The organism is Caballeronia sp. NCF2 (assembly GCF_023631205.1).
Taxonomy (GTDB): domain Bacteria; phylum Pseudomonadota; class Gammaproteobacteria; order Burkholderiales; family Burkholderiaceae; genus Caballeronia; species Caballeronia zhejiangensis.
Window position 1 is genome coordinate 1 of the sequence record NZ_JALQDN010000030.1, and the last position, 16,236, is coordinate 16,236.

Below are 16,236 nucleotides of genomic sequence, written 5' to 3' on the forward strand. Positions count from 1 at the left end.
CTATCGCCGATTCCGAAGAACCAGCCGCACTCGCCATCAAGCGCCCACACTTATCGGCTGTTAGTTTTTAAAGAGCACATCGCAAGACAAGCCTTACTTCAACTTCTGTCTTGCGTCGCTGCATCAGCAGCAGAGAAACGAGATTATGAAGAACGTTTCGGTTCGTGTCAACAAGTTTTTGAAACGTTTCTTATCGATTCGACCTACTCGTCTTACCGACTCAAAGCAAACGGGTCGTGCGGACATCGCACGACCCGTCGACATAAGTCTTGGTGCCGGCTGCAGGACTCGAACCCGCCACCTGATGATTACAAATCAACTGCTCTACCAGATGAGCTAAGCCGGCGAAGCACGGAATTCTACTTCATTTAACGACTTTGAGGTGAGACCTCGCAGGCGATTTCGAATCGTCATCCGCTGCAGTTTGCGCATCCTCTTTCGGCGCGGTGTCTGCGGGTTCCTCGATCTGCCGCGTATCGCGCTCGGCCGATCGCGCGCCCACGGGAGCGCTCGTCAAATCCGAGCCGGAATGCGACTGCTCGACCGGGAACGCCATCCCCTGTCCGTTCTCGCGTGCGTAGATAGCGAGCACGTTCGCGACCTGCACTTCGATCTTGTGTGACTTGCCGGAGAAACGCGCGCTGAACTCGATCCACTCGTTGCCCATCTGCAACTGGCTCGTCGCCTCGAAACTGATGTTCAACACGATCTCGTCGTTGCGGACGAACTGGCGCGGCACGCGCGTAGCCGCATCGACCCGAACGGCGATGTGAGGCGTAAAACCATTGTCCGTGCACCATTCGTACAGTGCGCGCAACAAATACGGCTTGGTGGAAATCTCTTGCATCAACTTTCCTCTGTCGGAATGCGGCCGCGCAACGCGCGCCGCCGCGTCCCAACGCACTCAAACTATCGACGCATCACCTTTTCGGAAGGCGTCAGCGCTTCAATATAGGCCGGACGGCTGAAAATCCGCTCGGCGTACTTCATCAACGGTGCTGCGTTCTTCGACAGTTCGATGCCGTAGTGATCCAGACGCCACAGCAGCGGCGCAATCGCGACGTCGAGCATCGAGAACTCCTCTCCCAGCATGTACTTGTTCTTCAGGAAGATCGGGGCGAGCTGCGTGAGGCGATCGCGGATCGCGCTGCGCGCCTTCTCGTGATTCTTCTCGGCGGCCTTGCCCTTTTCGTTTTCCAGCGTGCCGACGTGAACGAACAGTTCCTTTTCGAAGTTCAGCAGGAACAGGCGTGCGCGGGCGCGCTGCACCGGATCGGCCGGCATGAGTTGCGGATGCGGGAAACGCTCGTCGATATATTCGTTAATGATATTCGACTCGTACAGGATCAGGTCGCGCTCGACGAGGATCGGGACCTGTCCGTAAGGGTTCATCACCGCGATGTCTTCCGGCTTGTTGAACAGGTCAACGTCGCGAATCTCGAAATCCATGCCCTTTTCGAACAACACCAGCCGGCAGCGCTGGGAGAAGGGGCAAGTAGTGCCGGAATACAGAACCATCATGTTTTTAAAGTTCCTTCAGTAAACTCGAAGGGCCGGCCGCGGCGTTTCCTCGCGGAAAACGCCGTCGCGCCGACCCACGCCTTCGAAGGCGCGCTATTTGATATCTTTCCAGTATGCCGCGTTCAGGCGCCACGCGAGGAAGCTCAAGAACGCCAGGAACAGCAAAACCCAGACGCCGAGCCGCTTGCGCGTCTGCTGCGCGGGTTCCGCCATCCACGACATGTACGAAACGAGATCGGCCACAGTTGAATCATAATCCACGGACGACATGGCACCAGGTGTAACCTGAGTGTAACCGACGAATCTTCGTACCTTTTCGCCCGTCTTTTCGTCCGTATCGGTCTCGAATTTCGCGTCCCGGACGCCTTGGAGCGTCCAAAGCACGTGCGGCATGCCGACGTTTTCGTAGACGCGATTATTCCAGCCGGTCGGCCGCGTCGGATCGTGATAGAAACTCCGCAGGTACGTGTAGAGCCAGTCCCTGCCGCGCGCCCGCGCTTCGACGGACAGATCCGGCGGCGACGCACCGAACCACGCTTTCGCATCTTCCGGGCGCATCGCGATCGACATCGTGTTGCCGACCTTGTCCGTAGTAAAGAGCAGATTCTCTCGAATCTGCTTCTCGCTGATGCCGATATCGGTCAGCCGGTTGTACCGCATCAACGTCGCGCTGTGGCAATTCAGGCAGTAGTTTACAAAAACTTGTGCGCCGTGCTGCAAGGACGCGAGATTGTCCGAACTGTCGGGCGCCCGATCGAGCACCGCTTCTTCCTGCGCGAACGCCGGCGGTGCGCAGAACGAGAGCATCGCCGCACCGATCATCGCTATTGTAGAGAGCCATTTTTTCATCGTATTCGTCTCCGGACGTGCGCTCAGTGAGGTTTGTAGTGCACTCGCTCAGGCGGCGTCTTGAATTTGCCGCGCGGCGTCCAGAAAGGCATGCCGAGGAAGAACGCGAAGTAGATCAGCGCGCAGATCTGCGCGATCAGCGTCGCGGCCGGCGATGGCGGTCGCGTGCCCAGGAAGCCGAGCATCAGGAACGCGAACACGAATATCGCGTAGAAGACCTTGTGAAAGAGCGGCCGATAGCGAATCGACTTCACCGGACTGCGGTCCAGCCAGGGCAGGAAGAACAGCGACACGACCGCCGTGCCCATCACGACGACGCCCCAGAACTTCGATTCCGTCATCGCCATGAAAACCAGCACCACCACGGCGAGCACCGGCAGGCCGAGCTTCCATTTCCCGCGCGCCTTGACGAGCGCGAGCACGCCGAGCAGCGCGATCACGATCATCAGCACGATCTTGAACGGATCGGTCGTCGCGCGAAGCATCGCGTAGAACGCGGTGAAGTACCACACCGGCGCGATTTCCGGCGGCGTCTGCAACGGATTGGCCGGCACGAAGTTGTTGGCTTCGAGGAAATAGCCGCCCATTTCCGGCGCGAAAAAGATGATCGCCGCGAAGATCAGCAGGAACACGCACACGCCCATGAAGTCGTGCACCGAGTAGTACGGATGAAACGGAATGCCGTCGAGCGGAATGCCGTTCGCGTCCTTCTTCGCCTTGATCTCGACGCCGTCCGGATTGTTCGAGCCGACTTCGTGCAGCGCGACGAGGTGCGCGACCACGAGTCCGATCAGCACGAGCGGAATCGCGATGACATGGAACGCGAAGAAGCGGTTCAGCGTGACATCGGAGACGACGTAATCGCCGCGAATCCACAGCGACAGATCCGGACCGATGAACGGAATCGCCGAGAACAGGTTGACGATCACCTGCGCGCCCCAGAACGACATCTGCCCCCACGGCAGCAGATAGCCGAAGAACGCTTCGGCCATGAGGCACAGGAAGATCGCGCAACCGAAGATCCACACGAGTTCGCGCGGCTTGCGATACGACCCGTACATCAGCCCGCGGAACATGTGCAGATACACGACGACGAAGAACATCGACGCGCCCGTCGAATGCATGTAGCGAATGAGCCAGCCCCACGGCACCTCGCGCATGATGTACTCGACCGAGGCGAACGCGAGCGTCGCATCGGGCTTGTAGTTCATCGTGAGGAAAATACCGGTGACGATCTGATTCACCAGCACCAGCAACGCCAGCGAGCCGAAGAAGTACCAGAAGTTGAAGTTCTTCGGCGCGTAATACTCGGATACGTGTTTCTTCCAGGTCGAGGTCAGCGGAAACCGGCGATCGATCCAACCGGTCAGGCCCGTTGTCTCTACTTCCTTGTCTGCGGTCGCCATTTACGCCTCTCCCTTTTCGTCCTTGCCGATCACGAGTTGCGTCGCGGAAGTGAACATGAACGGTGGAATGTCCAGATTCTGCGGCGCGGGCTTGTTCTTGAAGACGCGGCCGGCCATGTCATAGGTCGAGCCGTGGCACGGGCAAAGGAAGCCGCCCGGCCAGTTATCGGGGAGATTGGGTTGGGGACCCTCGGTGAAACGCGGCGTCGGCGTGCAGCCCAGATGCGTGCACACGGCAACCGCCACGAAAATGTTCTTGTGATCCGCGCGCGAACGATACTCGTTGTTGCAGTACTCGGGCAACGGCATCGAGAATTCCATCTTCGACTTCGGGTCGGCTACTTCGTTGTCGGCCTTCTTGACGTCGGCCAGCATTTCGTCGGTGCGATTCACGATCCACACCGGCTTGCCGCGCCAGGCGACGGTCATCATGTCGCCCGGCTTCAGTCCGCTGATATCGACCTCGACAGGCGCGCCCGCCGCCTTGGCCTTCTCCGATGGAGCAAACGAACCTACAAAGGGAACTACGGTTGCCACTGCTCCGAAACCACCTGCTGCGGTCGTCGCAATCAGCCAGGTACGGCGGCCGCCGTCGACGCGTTTTTCATCCTTGTCTCGCATCACACGCCCCACTTCTGAGTTGGATTTATACCGTCACATCAGTTGTTCCGCCGTTAGTGTGCGCGAATGGAGTTGGCATTTACAAGGGCTGACTAGCAAAAATCACTCGAAGTGATTGATGCTTCAGGGTTTTCCCCACGTTTTTCGCGCAACATCGTGAAGCGTTCATTTAAGGCAACCGCAAGCGCAGATAATCGCGCCCACAGCTTAATCGGTCATTAAACCGGATTATCGATATCGATAAAAAGATGCTCGATATCGAATTGCTCGGACAGATGCGCGCCCACGGCCTGCACGCCATAGCGCTCCGTCGCGTGATGCCCGGCCGCGATGTACGCCACGCCCGATTCCGCCGCGATATGCATGGTTTGCTCCGAGACTTCGCCGCTCAGATACACGTCCGCGCCCGCCGCGATGGCCTCTTCGAAGTAACCTTGTGCGCCGCCCGTGCACCACGCCACGCGGCGCAATTCCTTGTCTATGTCGCCGAACACGAGCGGCTTCCTGCCGAGCGCGTTCTCGACCATCGCGCTGAAGTGCTCGAGCGGGAGCGGCATGCCGAGCGTCGCGATCCAGCCGAGATCCTGATTCGCGAAGCGCGCGTCCGCGATCAGTCCGAGGCGTGCGCCGATCTGCGCGTTGTTGCCGAGTTCCGGATGCGAGTCGAGCGGAAGATGATAGGCGAAGAGATTGATGTCGTTGGCAATCAGCGTGCGCAATCTTCGATGCTTGCGCCCGGTGATCTGCGGCGCCTCATTGCGCCAGAAGTAGCCGTGATGCACGAGCACCGTGTCCGCGCCCCACTCCAGCGCGGCTTCGAGAAAGGCTTGCGAGGCGGTCACGCCGGTTGCGATCTTCTGCACGCGGCGCGCGCCTTCAACCTGCAGACCGTTCGGGCAATAGTCCTTGAAGCGGCCGATTTCCAGCAGATTGTTCAGATACAATTCGAGTTCGATCCGATCCATGAATTCCTCTATCCCTTCAAATGCTTAGACGCTTCTGGCTATTTTTTGCCCAAGCGGTCACCGTGCTTTTGGCCCTGATGTTCATCATCGCGACCTTGAAGCCGCAGTGGCTTCAACGTCAGGGTCAATTCGGCAAGCAGCTTGCCGAGCCGATCGTCGCGTTGCAGGAAGTGGCGCCGAGCATCGGCTCGCGCCCCGTTCAGTCGTCCTTTTCGGAAGGCGCGCAAAAGGCGATGCCGGCCGTCGTGAACGTGTTCTCCAGCAAGGACGGCAATCTGCCGCCCGACCCGCGCGCGAAAGACCCGCTGTTCCGCTACTTCTTCGGCGACAAGAACAAGCGCAAGAGCGACGAGCCGCCCGCGTCGAATCTCGGCTCCGGTGTCATCGTCAGCTCGGAAGGTTACATTCTAACGAACCAGCATGTCGTCGACGGGGCGGATCAAATCGAAGTCGCGCTCGCCGATGGTCGCACGTCCAGCGCGAAAGTGATCGGCGTCGATCCGGAAACCGACCTCGCCGTGCTGAAGATCAACATGACCAACCTGCCGACCATCACGCTCGGGCGAATGGATCAGACGCGCGTCGGCGATGTCGTGCTCGCGATCGGCAATCCGTTCGGCGTCGGCCAGACGGTCACGATGGGCATCGTCAGCGCGCTCGGGCGCAATCACCTCGGCATCAACACGTTCGAGAACTTCATCCAGACCGACGCCGCCATCAACCCCGGCAATTCGGGCGGTGCGCTGGTCGACGTGAACGGCAACCTGCTGGGCATCAACACGGCGATCTATTCGCGCAGCGGCGGCTCGCTCGGCATCGGCTTCGCGATTCCCGTGTCGACCGCGCGCAGCGTGCTGGAAAGCATCATCACGACGGGCAGCGTGACGCGCGGCTGGATCGGCGTCGAACCGCAGGACGTGACGCCGGAGATCGCCGAATCGTTCGGGCTGGATCAGAAGTCCGGCGCGATTGTCGCGGGCGTGCTGCAGGGCGGCCCGGCGGACAAGGCGGGCATCAAGCCGGGCGATATCCTCGTGTCGATCAACGACGACACGATCACCGACACGACGCGCCTGCTCAACGTCGTCGCGCAGATCAAGCCGGGCACGTCGGTGAAGGTCCATCTGATGCGCAAGAACAAGGAACTGGATCTCAACGTGATGATCGGCAAGCGCCCCGCGCCGCCGCGCGCACCGCAAATGCCGGATGACGATCAAGGCGATCAGGGCGACGAGTAAAACGCGACGTCCGTAAAACGAAAAGGCAGCTTCGATGGCTCGAAGCTGCCTTTTTCTTATCTCGAACACTCGCTCTGGCGCGACAATACGCCGCACTTTACTCCGCCGCCGGCTCCTCGTTCTTGACCTGTTCCTTGCCGACGACGAGCCGCGCCGCGATGATCCCCGCTTCATAAAGAATGACGAGCGGAATCGCGAGAATGAGTTGCGAGAAAACGTCGGGCGGCGTGACGACCGCGGAAATGATGAACGCGCCGACGATCACGTAAGGACGAATCTGCTTGAGCTTCTGAATCGACACGACGCCCATGCGCGCAAGCAGCACGACGACGATCGGCACCTCGAACGTCACGCCGAACGCGATGAACATCGTCAGCACGAAGCTCAGGTAATTGTCGATATCCGTGGTCATCTCCGCGCCGAGCGGCGCGTTGTAGTGCGCCATCACGCGGAAGATGGTCGGGAACACGACGAAGTACGCGAACGCCATGCCGCACAAAAAAAGCGTATAGCTGCTGAAAACGAGCGGCCCGACGAGCTTCTTCTCATGCTGATACAAACCCGGCGCGACGAACGCCCAGACCTGATACAGCACGAAGGGCAGCGCGATCACGAAGGCGACGAGCATCGTGACTTTCATCGGCACGAAGAACGAGCCGGTGACGTCCGTGACGATCATCTTGCCGTCCGCGGGCAGGTTCTGCATCAGCGGACGCGCCAGCAGCTTGAAGATGTCCGGCGCCCAATACACAAGCGCGATGAACACGACGATGACCGATGCGCCCGCGCGGATGATGCGGTCGCGCAATTCGACCAGGTGCGAAATGAACGTCTCTTCGACGGGCTCTTCTTTAGTGTGTTGCGGGTCGCTCACGCCGGCCCTCGGTAGAAATCATCGATGAAGGAATCGCGGCACGCTCAGAAGAACTTCGTCTGCCGGCGCAGGGTGGCGGGCGTGTGGCGAGCGACGCGCGCCGCGCCCGATTGAACCCGCGTGCGACGCGAGGTCGTGCGCTTGTACCAGTTGGGAATCGCCGCCTGCTTCACGCGCCAGTTCTTGCGCCGGGTCGACGTCGATGAAGACGTAGCGGCCCAGGGCTTGTCCGACGCGGCGCTGTCCGCTGAATCAGCGCCGCCAGCGATGCTCGGCGCGACCGACGTGCCGTCTTTCCAGGCATCGTTCAGCTCGGATTCGTGGCGCTTCAGCGTGTCGTGAATCGTCGATTCGACATTCGACGCCGCGTTTTCGAACTCGGTCCGCATTTTCTTCAGCTCATCGAGTTCCATCTCGCGCGCGACTTCCGATTTGACGTCGTTGATATAGCGCTGCGCGCGCCCGAAGAGCGCCCCCGCCGTACGTGCGACGCCGGGCAGGCGCTCCGGCCCGAGGACCACCAGCGCCACGACGCCGATGACCGCCATTTTGGTCAGACCGAGATCGAGCATTGAACGAAAAGTGGAGAGTTACCGTCGGCAGACGGATCAGCGATAGTCGCCCGAGCGCGACTTGTCTTTCGCCTCGACGTCCACGGCGCCGTTACGCGGCAGTTCGCGCTGATCGGCCGAATTCGCCGGCGTGTCGCCCTCGCGCATGCCTTCCTTGAAGCCCTTCACCGCGCCGCCCAGATCGCCGCCGATATTGCGCAGCTTCTTCGTGCCGAACACGAGCGCTACGATCAGCAGAACGATCAACCAATGCCAAATGCTTAACGAACCCATGAATGAAAACTCTCCGTGATTCCGCCCCGATTTGGGTACCGATGACGGAAGATCGGCCTGGCGGCCCCGGCCGAGGCACGTCGCCTCGGCTCAACTATCGATTTTGCTCGCCCAATATTTCATTGGAAAGGAGAATGCAAACAAAGATTGCAGCATTACCCCATTCGGCGCCACGGGCGCTCGCCGGCCAGCAAATGCGCGTGGATGTGATACACCTCTTGCCCGCCGCCCGGACCGGTATTGATTACCGTTCGAAAGCCGGTGTCGCCTCCCGTGTAGGAGACACCCAGATCTTTCGCCAACCGTCCGACGAGACTCACCATTCTACCAAGTAGCGGACTGTCACTTTCTGTGCAGTGGGAAAGTGTTTCAATATGTTTGCGCGGAATGACCAGCACGTGCACCGGCGCGGCAGGATTGATGTCGTTGAAGGCGACGAACTCATCGTCCTCATAGACCTTCGTGCTCGGCAGTTGCCCGGAAGCGATCTTGCAGAAAATGCAGTTGTCTTGACTCATTGAGTTGCCGGATTTCGTTGACGGATGTGATCAAAACCACGCGCGCGGTTCGATCGGCTTGTTCTCGTAGAGAAACAGCCAGCCTTTGATGATGCGATAAAGCGTCCAGATGCTGACCGCACCGAGAATCAGAAAGCCGATGCCGATCCAGATCGTCGCGAAACCGATCACGTGGCCCAGCACCGCCCACCAGAAGGTGCGGATCTGCCAGGTGAAGTGATCTTCGTACGGCGTGCCCGCCGCATCGCCGCGCTTGATGTAGTTGAGGATGATCGCGACCAGTCCCGTGAGACCGCCGGTCAGCCAATAGACGGCGTACAAGCCGTACAGAACATGCGTGAACGTGCGCATGTTGCGCAGGCGTTCGGGATCGTTCGCGTTCTGAACGACGGGCGGCGGATAGGGTTCATATTGCCGGTTCATTCGTGCCCTCCTTCGCTGATGCCAGACGCTCGTCAGCCGCCGTTCTGCTCACGCTCGCGCGACTTGCGCAGCGCCTTTTCCTCGATTCCCGACAGACCTTCGCGACGTTCCAGTTCCGCGACCACGTCGGCGGGGCTCAGATCGAAATGGGACAGCATGACGAGACAATGAAACCACAGATCGGCGACTTCGCCGACGAGCGCCTTCGGCGCGCCGCCATGACGGGCGTCCTTCGCGGCAAGCACGACTTCCGTCGCTTCCTCGCCGATCTTCTTCAGGACCGCATCGTCGCCCTTGTGAAAGAGTCGGGAAACGTAAGATTGTTCCGGATCGCCGCCCTTGCGACTGTCGATGACCGAGGCGAGGCGCAGCAGCGTGTCCAGCGTATTGGCTTGCGTCATTTGTAGATGCTTTCTGGGTCTTTCAGGACCGGCTCGACGGCGACCCACTCGCCGTTCTCCGCCGTGCCTTCGAATTTCTGGAAAAAACAGGAATGGCGGCCGGTGTGGCACGCGATGCCCGAAACCTGCTCGACCTTGAGCAGCACGACGTCTTCGTCGCAATCGAGGCGCACGTCGTGAACGTGCTGAACGTGGCCCGACTCTTCTCCCTTGAACCACAGGCGCTGCCGCGAGCGCGAGAAATACACCGCGCGCTTCAGTTCGATGGTCTTTGCGAGCGCCTCGCGATTCATCCACGCGAACATGAGCACGTCGTTGGTCGATGCTTCCTGCGCGATCACCGGCACGAGGCCGTTCGCGTCCCACTTGACTTTGTCGAGCCAGATCATCTGATCGCTCACGGTTTCAAGTCCTCACCGAAATGCCGTGATCGGCCATGAAGCGCTTCGCTTCGCCGACGGTGTGCTCGCCGTAGTGGAAGATGCTCGCGGCAAGCACCGCGTCCGCGTGACCTTCGACGATGCCATCCGCCAGATGCTGCAACGATCCGACGCCGCCCGACGCGATCACCGGCACCGGCACCGCGTCCGACACGGCGCGCGTCAACGCGAGATCGAAGCCGGCTTTGGTGCCGTCACGATCCATGCTGGTGAGCAGGATTTCGCCCGCGCCGAATTCGGCCATCTTGCGCGCCCATTCGATCGCGTCGATGCCCGTCGCCTTGCGGCCGCCGTGCGTGAAGACTTCCCAGCGCGGCGTTTCGCCTTCGGCCGACACGCGTTTCGCATCGATCGCGACGACGATGCACTGCGAGCCGTGCTTGTCCGACGCGTCGCGCACGAGTTGCGGATTCGCGACCGCCGACGAATTCATGCTGATCTTGTCCGCGCCCGCGTTGAGCAGACGCCGCACGTCTTCGACCGCGCGCACGCCGCCGCCGACCGTCAGCGGAATGAACACCTGCGACGCCACCGATTCGATGATCGGCAGAATGAGATCGCGTTGATCGGAAGTCGCGGTGATATCGAGGAACGTGAGTTCGTCGGCGCCCTGATCGTCGTAACGCCGCGCGATTTCGACGGGATCGCCCGCGTCGCGCAGCTCGACGAAATTGACGCCCTTCACGACGCGGCCGGCGGTCACGTCGAGACAGGGAATGATGCGTTTTGCGAGAGCCATGTTCTTGCCACTTACGGAGTAAGGGCGGCGCCGCGGCCGCCCGGAGTGCTGCTCAGATGTGCTCGCGCTCGGGCGTATCAGGCGCCGTCGGCCTCGCGCAGCGCGTCGGCGCGGGTCTGGGCGGCCTTGAAATCGAGATCGCCGGAGTAGATCGCGCGGCCGCAGATCACGCCTTCGATGCCCTCGTCCTCGACTTCGCAGAGCGATTCGATGTCCGCGATGCTCGACAGCCCGCCGCTCGCGATCACTGGAATCTTCACCGCCCGCGCGAGACGCACGGTTGCTTCGAGGTTGAGGCCCTGAAGCATGCCGTCACGGCCGATGTCCGTGTAGATGATAGATTCGCAGCCGTAGTCTTCGAACTTGCGGCCGAGATCGACGACCTCGTGACCGGTGAGCTTGCTCCAGCCGTCCGTCGCGACCTTGCCGTCCTTCGCGTCCAGCCCGACGATGATGTGTCCCCCGAACGCGCTGCACGCGTCCTGCAGGAAGCCCGGATTCTTCACCGCCGCCGTGCCGATGATGATGTACGACAGGCCGTCGTCCAGATAGCGCTCGATGGTTTCCAGATCGCGGATGCCGCCGCCCAACTGCACGGGAATCTCGCTGCCGACTTCATCGAGGATCGCGCGGATCGCGTCGCCGTTTCTGGGCTTGCCGGCGAACGCGCCGTTCAGATCGACCAGATGCAATCGCCGTGCGCCGCGATCGACCCAATGTCGGGCCATGGCCGCCGGATCCTCTGAAAAAATGGTCGCCTGGTCCATATCGCCCTGCTTGAGGCGCACGCACTGACCGTCCTTAAGATCGATGGCCGGAATGAGCAGCATAGGTATCGCGTATTTTCTGGGTGAAGTTGATCAAAACGGCGCGCGTGCGGTCTTTCGTGCCTGTGCCGCGGGCCGTCTCGCTAGTGTAGTACAAGTCTTGCAACGGTCATGCGCCCGTAGTAATAGGCGAAAACGCTAGCGGGCACGGTATTTCACGGGTTCCAGTGCACGAAATTGCGATAGAGACGCAATCCTGCGTCCGCGCTCTTTTCGGGGTGGAATTGGGTCGCGAAGATATTGTCGCGCGCCACCGCCGACGTGAACGCGCTGCCGTACACGGTTTCGCCGGATGTGTGAGCCGGATTGTCCGGCACCACGTAGTAGCTGTGGACGAAGTAGAAGAACGCGCCGTCCGCGACGCCGTCCCAGACCGGATGCGCCTGTGTCTGACGCACGCGATTCCAGCCCATTTGCGGCACCTTGAAGCGCGAGCCGTCGTCCTGCAGCAGACCGTCGAGCTGGAAGCGCACGACCTTGCCGGGCAGAAGACCGAGGCCCTTCGTGTCGCCTTCCTCGCTCCAGTCGAAAAGCATCTGCTCGCCGACGCACACGCCGAGCATCGGCTTTTCGCGCGCCGCCTGCATCACCGCAGCCTGCAAACCGGATTCGGCGAGATGCCCCATGCAGTCGCGCATCGCGCCCTGGCCCGGCAGCACGACGCGATCCGCCGCGTGAATGCCTTGCGGCTGATCGACGATCGCCACGTTCGCTTCGGGTGCAGCCTTCTTCAGCGCCTGGTAGACCGAGCGCAGGTTGCCCATTCCGTAATCAACAATCGCAATCGAAGTATTCATTTCAAAGATGGCATCAAGGCCTTCAACCCGTCGACGATGAACTCCACCGCCAATGCGGACAACATCAAACCCATGAGACGCGTGCCGATGTTGATTCCCGTGCGCCCGACGACGCGCGCGATGGGCTCGGCGAGATTCAGCGCGCCGAAGCACAGCCCCGCGATGATCGCGCCCAGCACGACGAGCCCGAAGCGGTCGTACCAGTGTTGCGCATTCGCAGCATAGACGATCACCGTGCTGATCGAGCCGGGACCGGTGAGCAGCGGAATCGCGAGCGGCACGACCGCGATGCTATTGCGCTCCTCGGCTTCCATGCGTTCTTCCGGCGTCGAACGCGCATTGCCGACCTGCGCGTTCAACATGCTGATCGCCATGAGCAGCATGATGATGCCGCCGCCCACTTCGAACGACCCGACCGAAATCCCGAAGAACGCGATGATCTGCTGGCCGAGCAGCGCCGTCACCGCGATCACGCAGAAGACTGAAATCGAAGCGACGCGAATCGTGTTGCGTCTTTCGAGATCGGATTGCTGCGAGGTCAGGCTGAGAAAAAACGGTATCGCGCCGATCGGGTTGATCAGCGCGAGCAATGAGATAAACGACTTGAACAAATCCATCTTTTTTCCGGCGCAGCAACGCGCCGAACCGGTCAGTCGGCTTAGAGACTGCCTTTGGTCGACGGAATCTGCCCCGCCGCGCGCTCGTCGACTTCGCACGCCATGCGCAGCGCGCGGCCGAACGCCTTGAACACGGTTTCGACCTGATGATGCGCGTTGATGCCGCGCAGGTTGTCGATATGCAGCGTCACGCCGGCGTGATTCACGAATCCGCGGAAGAATTCGATGGTCAGATCGACGTCGAACGTGCCGATGCGCGCGCGCGTGAACGGCACATGGAACTCGAGCCCCGGACGCCCCGAAAAATCGACGACGACGCGCGACAGCGCTTCGTCGAGCGGTACGTACGAATGCCCGTAACGGCGAATGCCCTTGCGGTCGCCGATGGCCTTCGCGATGGCCATTCCGAGCGTGATGCCGGTGTCTTCTACCGTATGGTGATCGTCGATATGGAGGTCGCCATGCGCTTCGATGTCGAGATCGATGAGCCCGTGACGGGCAATCTGGTCGAGCATGTGATCGAGGAACGGGACGCCGGTGGCGAGCTTCTGCTTGCCGGTGCCGTCCAGATCGAGCTTCACACGGATCTGCGTTTCGCTGGTGTTGCGAACGACTTCCGCAATACGCATGGTGATTCCTTGAGACTTAATCGAGAGTGGGGAGCTTCTTGAGCGCGGCGACCATTTGCGCGTTTTCTTCGGCAGAGCCGACCGTCAAACGCACGCAGTTAGCCAGCAATGGGTGCATTTTACCCACGTTTTTTACCAAAACCCGCGAAGTCAGAAGGGTTTCGAAAGCAACGGCGGCGTCCGGAACGCGCACGAGCAGGAAATTGCCCGCGCTCGGGAATACCGTCATGCCGGGCAGCGCCGCCACTTCGCGTGCGAGTTTCGTGCGTTGCGCGCGCAGTTCGGCCGCTTGAGCGTCGAGCACGTCGAGGTGATCGAGCAGGAAATCGGCCGTGGCCTGCGTCAGCACGTTGATGTTGTACGGCGGGCGCACTTTGTCGAACTGCGTGATCCACGAGGGCCGGCCGGCCATGTAGCCGAGACGGATGCCCGCGAGCCCGAGCTTCGAGACAGTCCGCATCACGACGACGTTGTCGAACTCCGCCGCGCGCGGCATCCAGCTTTTTTCGGCGAACGGCTGATACGCCTCGTCGATCACGACGAGACTCATCTTCGACGCGGCGATCACGCGTTCGATGTCGGCGTCGTCGTAGAGCGTGCCGGTCGGGTTGTTCGGATACGCCAGATAGACGAGCGCCGGCGCGTGCTCATCGATGGCGGCGACGAGCGCGTCGGCGTCGAGCGTGAAGTCGGCCTTCAGCGGCACACCGATGAACTCGAGATGCGCGAATTTCGCCGACATTTCGTACATCACGAAGCCCGGCACCGGCGCGACGACCTTCGCGCCCGGCTTCGAGCACGCGACCGACATCATGCTGATGAGCTCGTCCGAACCGTTGCCGAGCAGCACGTCGCAGGCGTCGGGCACGTTCATCGTGCGCTTGATCTTGGCGAGCAATTCCGCCGGACGCGGCGCGGGATAACGGTTCAGCGCGACGCCCGCGAGATGCTCGCCCAATGCTTTGGCGAGGTCGGCGGGCAGCGTGTAGGGATTTTCCATCGCGTCGAGCTTGATGAGGCCCGTGGCATCGGGCACGGGATAGCTCGTCATCGCGAGGACGTCGGGTCGGATGATGTCTTGTGATGTCGTCATGTTTTCCCGGCGTCTCTCTCGCCGGTTCGGGTGGCGGCTCTCAGGCCGCCTCGTTCATTCGGGCCGGTTTTCGCTTCAGCCGACTTTTTTCATCCGGTATTCGGCGCTCTTCGCGTGCGCCTGCAGGCCTTCGCCGTACGCCAGTTCCGCCGCGATTTCGCCGAGCGTCTGCGCGCCGTCCGCGCTCACTTCGATCACGCTCGAACGCTTCATGAAGTCGTAGACGCCGAGCGGCGACGAGAAGCGCGCGGTGCGCGACGTCGGCAATACGTGGTTCGGGCCCGCGCAGTAATCGCCGAGGCTTTCGCTCGTGTAGCGGCCGAGGAACATCGCGCCTGCGTTGTGAATTTGCGCGGCCCACTGATGCGGATCGAGCGCGGAAATCTCAAGATGCTCCGGCGCGATATCGTTGGCGATCGCGCACGCCTCGGCCATGTCCTTCACCTTGATGAGCGCGCCGCGATCTTCGAGCGAGCGCTGGATGACGTCGCGACGCGGCATCGCCGGCAGCAGCTCGACGATCGCGTCTTCCACGCGCTGGATGAAGTCGTCGTCCGGGCACAGCAGAATGGATTGCGCGAGTTCGTCGTGCTCGGCCTGCGAGAAGAGGTCCATCGCGACCCAGCGCGGATCGGTGGTGGCGTCGCAGATCACGAGAATTTCGGACGGCCCCGCGATCATGTCGATGCCGACCGTGCCGAACACGCGCCGCTTCGCCGACGCGACATACGCGTTACCCGGACCGCAAATCTTGTCGACGGCAGGCACGCTTTGCGTGCCGTACGCGAGCGCGGCCACCGCTTGCGCGCCGCCGATCGTGAACACGCGATCCACGCCGCCGAGCAGCGCCGCCGCGAGCACCAGCGGATTCTTCACGCCATCGGGCGTCGGCACGACCATCACGATTTCCTTCACGCCCGCCACGCGCGCCGGAATCGCGTTCATCAGCACGGACGACGGATACGCCGCCTTGCCGCCCGGCACATAGATGCCCGCGCGATCGAGCGGCGTGACCTTCTGGCCGAGCACGGTGCCGTCGGCTTCGGTGTAGTGCCAGCTATGGCTGCCGCATTCGATGCGCTGCTTCTCGTGATAGCCGCGCACGCGCGCCGCCGCCGCTTCGAGCGCCGCGCGGCGCTTCGGTTCGAGCCCTTCGAGCGCGGCTTCCATCTCCGAGAGCGGCAGTTCGAGCGCCGCGACGCTGTCCGCCTTCAGACGATCGAACTTGTTGGTGTATTCGAGCACGGCTTCGTCGCCGCGCGCCTTCACGTCCGCGAGAATCTGCGCGACCGAGCGCTCGATCGCCTCATCCTCGCTCGCTTCGAACGCGAGGACCGCACGCAGCGCCTTCTGGAAACCGTCGGCGCTGGAATCGAGTTTGCGAATCTTGATAGACATGCTGGTTTTCCGTTTTGCTGTTGGCGCGCCGCGTC

General features: G+C 61.4%; 21 protein-coding genes and 1 tRNA gene. 1 reads left to right on the top strand and 21 read right to left on the bottom strand.

Annotated features, from left to right (window positions below; translation table 11 throughout):
* Positions 1 to 270: 270 nt before the first annotated feature.
* The 7 genes from NCS02_RS12580 to NCS02_RS12610 form a co-directional block, all read right to left on the bottom strand.
* Positions 271 to 346: transfer RNA gene (locus NCS02_RS12580), tRNA-Thr, on the bottom strand.
* An 18-nt stretch (positions 347 to 364) separates the two neighbouring features.
* Entirely contained in the window at positions 365 to 847 is a 483-nt protein-coding gene (locus NCS02_RS12585; protein WP_008344157.1) for a ClpXP protease specificity-enhancing factor, read from the bottom strand.
* A gap of 62 nt (positions 848 to 909) precedes the next feature.
* Positions 910 to 1,521: a glutathione S-transferase N-terminal domain-containing protein gene (locus tag NCS02_RS12590; RefSeq protein WP_008344155.1), complete on the bottom strand. Its 612-nt coding sequence runs from the start codon at positions 1,519 to 1,521 to the stop codon at positions 910 to 912.
* Positions 1,522 to 1,614: 93 nt separating this feature from the next.
* The gene (locus NCS02_RS12595) at positions 1,615 to 2,370 is read right to left on the bottom strand and encodes a cytochrome c1 (RefSeq protein WP_008344153.1); all 756 of its coding nucleotides are present in this window, start codon (positions 2,368 to 2,370) and stop codon (positions 1,615 to 1,617) included.
* 23 nt (positions 2,371 to 2,393) lie between these two features.
* Entirely contained in the window at positions 2,394 to 3,776 is a 1,383-nt protein-coding gene (locus NCS02_RS12600) for a cytochrome b (protein ID WP_250480705.1), read from the bottom strand.
* Positions 3,777 to 4,397, bottom strand: coding sequence for a ubiquinol-cytochrome c reductase iron-sulfur subunit (petA, locus tag NCS02_RS12605; protein WP_008344151.1), 621 nt, complete (start codon positions 4,395 to 4,397; stop codon positions 3,777 to 3,779). It abuts the gene before it with no gap.
* A 218-nt stretch (positions 4,398 to 4,615) separates the two neighbouring features.
* Positions 4,616 to 5,362, bottom strand: a complete 747-nt coding sequence (locus NCS02_RS12610) for a Nif3-like dinuclear metal center hexameric protein (RefSeq protein ID WP_250519783.1) — start codon at positions 5,360 to 5,362, stop codon at positions 4,616 to 4,618.
* Positions 5,363 to 5,382: 20 nt separating this feature from the next.
* Between NCS02_RS12610 and NCS02_RS12615 the strand changes: the two genes are divergently transcribed.
* A complete protein-coding gene (locus tag NCS02_RS12615; protein ID WP_008344149.1) occupies positions 5,383 to 6,600 on the top strand; it encodes a S1C family serine protease in 1,218 nt (405 codons plus the stop codon).
* Positions 6,601 to 6,697: 97 nt separating this feature from the next.
* Here the strand turns inward: NCS02_RS12615 and tatC are convergent, their stop codons facing one another.
* The 14 genes from tatC to hisD form a co-directional block, all read right to left on the bottom strand.
* On the bottom strand, positions 6,698 to 7,474 hold the full coding sequence (gene tatC, locus NCS02_RS12620; RefSeq protein ID WP_008344148.1) for a twin-arginine translocase subunit TatC: 777 nt from the start codon (positions 7,472 to 7,474) through the stop codon (positions 6,698 to 6,700).
* A 44-nt stretch (positions 7,475 to 7,518) separates the two neighbouring features.
* Complete coding sequence (tatB, locus tag NCS02_RS12625; protein WP_008344147.1) at positions 7,519 to 8,046, bottom strand: Sec-independent protein translocase protein TatB; 528 nt, start codon at positions 8,044 to 8,046, stop codon at positions 7,519 to 7,521.
* A 36-nt stretch (positions 8,047 to 8,082) separates the two neighbouring features.
* Positions 8,083 to 8,319 (bottom strand): Sec-independent protein translocase subunit TatA, encoded by a 237-nt coding sequence (gene tatA / locus NCS02_RS12630; RefSeq protein WP_008344146.1) that lies wholly within the window; start codon positions 8,317 to 8,319, stop codon positions 8,083 to 8,085.
* Positions 8,320 to 8,474: 155 nt separating this feature from the next.
* The gene (locus tag NCS02_RS12635; protein WP_008344145.1) at positions 8,475 to 8,837 is read right to left on the bottom strand and encodes a histidine triad nucleotide-binding protein; all 363 of its coding nucleotides are present in this window, start codon (positions 8,835 to 8,837) and stop codon (positions 8,475 to 8,477) included.
* A gap of 30 nt (positions 8,838 to 8,867) precedes the next feature.
* A complete protein-coding gene (locus NCS02_RS12640; protein ID WP_008344144.1) occupies positions 8,868 to 9,260 on the bottom strand; it encodes a DUF4870 family protein in 393 nt (130 codons plus the stop codon).
* Between the two features lie 32 nt (positions 9,261 to 9,292).
* Positions 9,293 to 9,661, bottom strand: a complete 369-nt coding sequence (locus tag NCS02_RS12645) for a phosphoribosyl-ATP diphosphatase (protein ID WP_008344143.1) — start codon at positions 9,659 to 9,661, stop codon at positions 9,293 to 9,295.
* Complete coding sequence (gene hisI / locus NCS02_RS12650) at positions 9,658 to 10,050, bottom strand: phosphoribosyl-AMP cyclohydrolase (RefSeq protein ID WP_174447750.1); 393 nt, start codon at positions 10,048 to 10,050, stop codon at positions 9,658 to 9,660. The genes NCS02_RS12645 and hisI overlap by 4 nt, the downstream gene beginning before the upstream one ends.
* A gap of 16 nt (positions 10,051 to 10,066) precedes the next feature.
* Positions 10,067 to 10,840 carry an imidazole glycerol phosphate synthase subunit HisF gene (hisF, locus tag NCS02_RS12655; RefSeq protein WP_008344141.1) on the bottom strand — a complete coding sequence of 258 codons (774 nt, stop codon included), beginning with the start codon at positions 10,838 to 10,840 and terminating at the stop codon, positions 10,067 to 10,069.
* 77 nt (positions 10,841 to 10,917) lie between these two features.
* On the bottom strand, positions 10,918 to 11,670 hold the full coding sequence (hisA, locus tag NCS02_RS12660; RefSeq protein WP_008344140.1) for a 1-(5-phosphoribosyl)-5-[(5-phosphoribosylamino)methylideneamino]imidazole-4-carboxamide isomerase: 753 nt from the start codon (positions 11,668 to 11,670) through the stop codon (positions 10,918 to 10,920).
* 152 nt (positions 11,671 to 11,822) lie between these two features.
* Entirely contained in the window at positions 11,823 to 12,464 is a 642-nt protein-coding gene (hisH, locus tag NCS02_RS12665) for an imidazole glycerol phosphate synthase subunit HisH (RefSeq protein WP_244807660.1), read from the bottom strand.
* A complete protein-coding gene (locus NCS02_RS12670; RefSeq protein ID WP_008344137.1) occupies positions 12,461 to 13,081 on the bottom strand; it encodes a YchE family NAAT transporter in 621 nt (206 codons plus the stop codon). Before NCS02_RS12670 ends, hisH begins: the two co-directional genes overlap by 4 nt.
* A gap of 41 nt (positions 13,082 to 13,122) precedes the next feature.
* On the bottom strand, positions 13,123 to 13,710 hold the full coding sequence (gene hisB / locus NCS02_RS12675; RefSeq protein ID WP_244807661.1) for an imidazoleglycerol-phosphate dehydratase HisB: 588 nt from the start codon (positions 13,708 to 13,710) through the stop codon (positions 13,123 to 13,125).
* Between the two features lie 16 nt (positions 13,711 to 13,726).
* Positions 13,727 to 14,803, bottom strand: a complete 1,077-nt coding sequence (gene hisC / locus NCS02_RS12680) for a histidinol-phosphate transaminase (protein WP_244807662.1) — start codon at positions 14,801 to 14,803, stop codon at positions 13,727 to 13,729.
* A 75-nt stretch (positions 14,804 to 14,878) separates the two neighbouring features.
* On the bottom strand, positions 14,879 to 16,201 hold the full coding sequence (gene hisD, locus NCS02_RS12685) for a histidinol dehydrogenase (protein ID WP_008344133.1): 1,323 nt from the start codon (positions 16,199 to 16,201) through the stop codon (positions 14,879 to 14,881).
* Positions 16,202 to 16,236 lie beyond the last annotated feature (35 nt).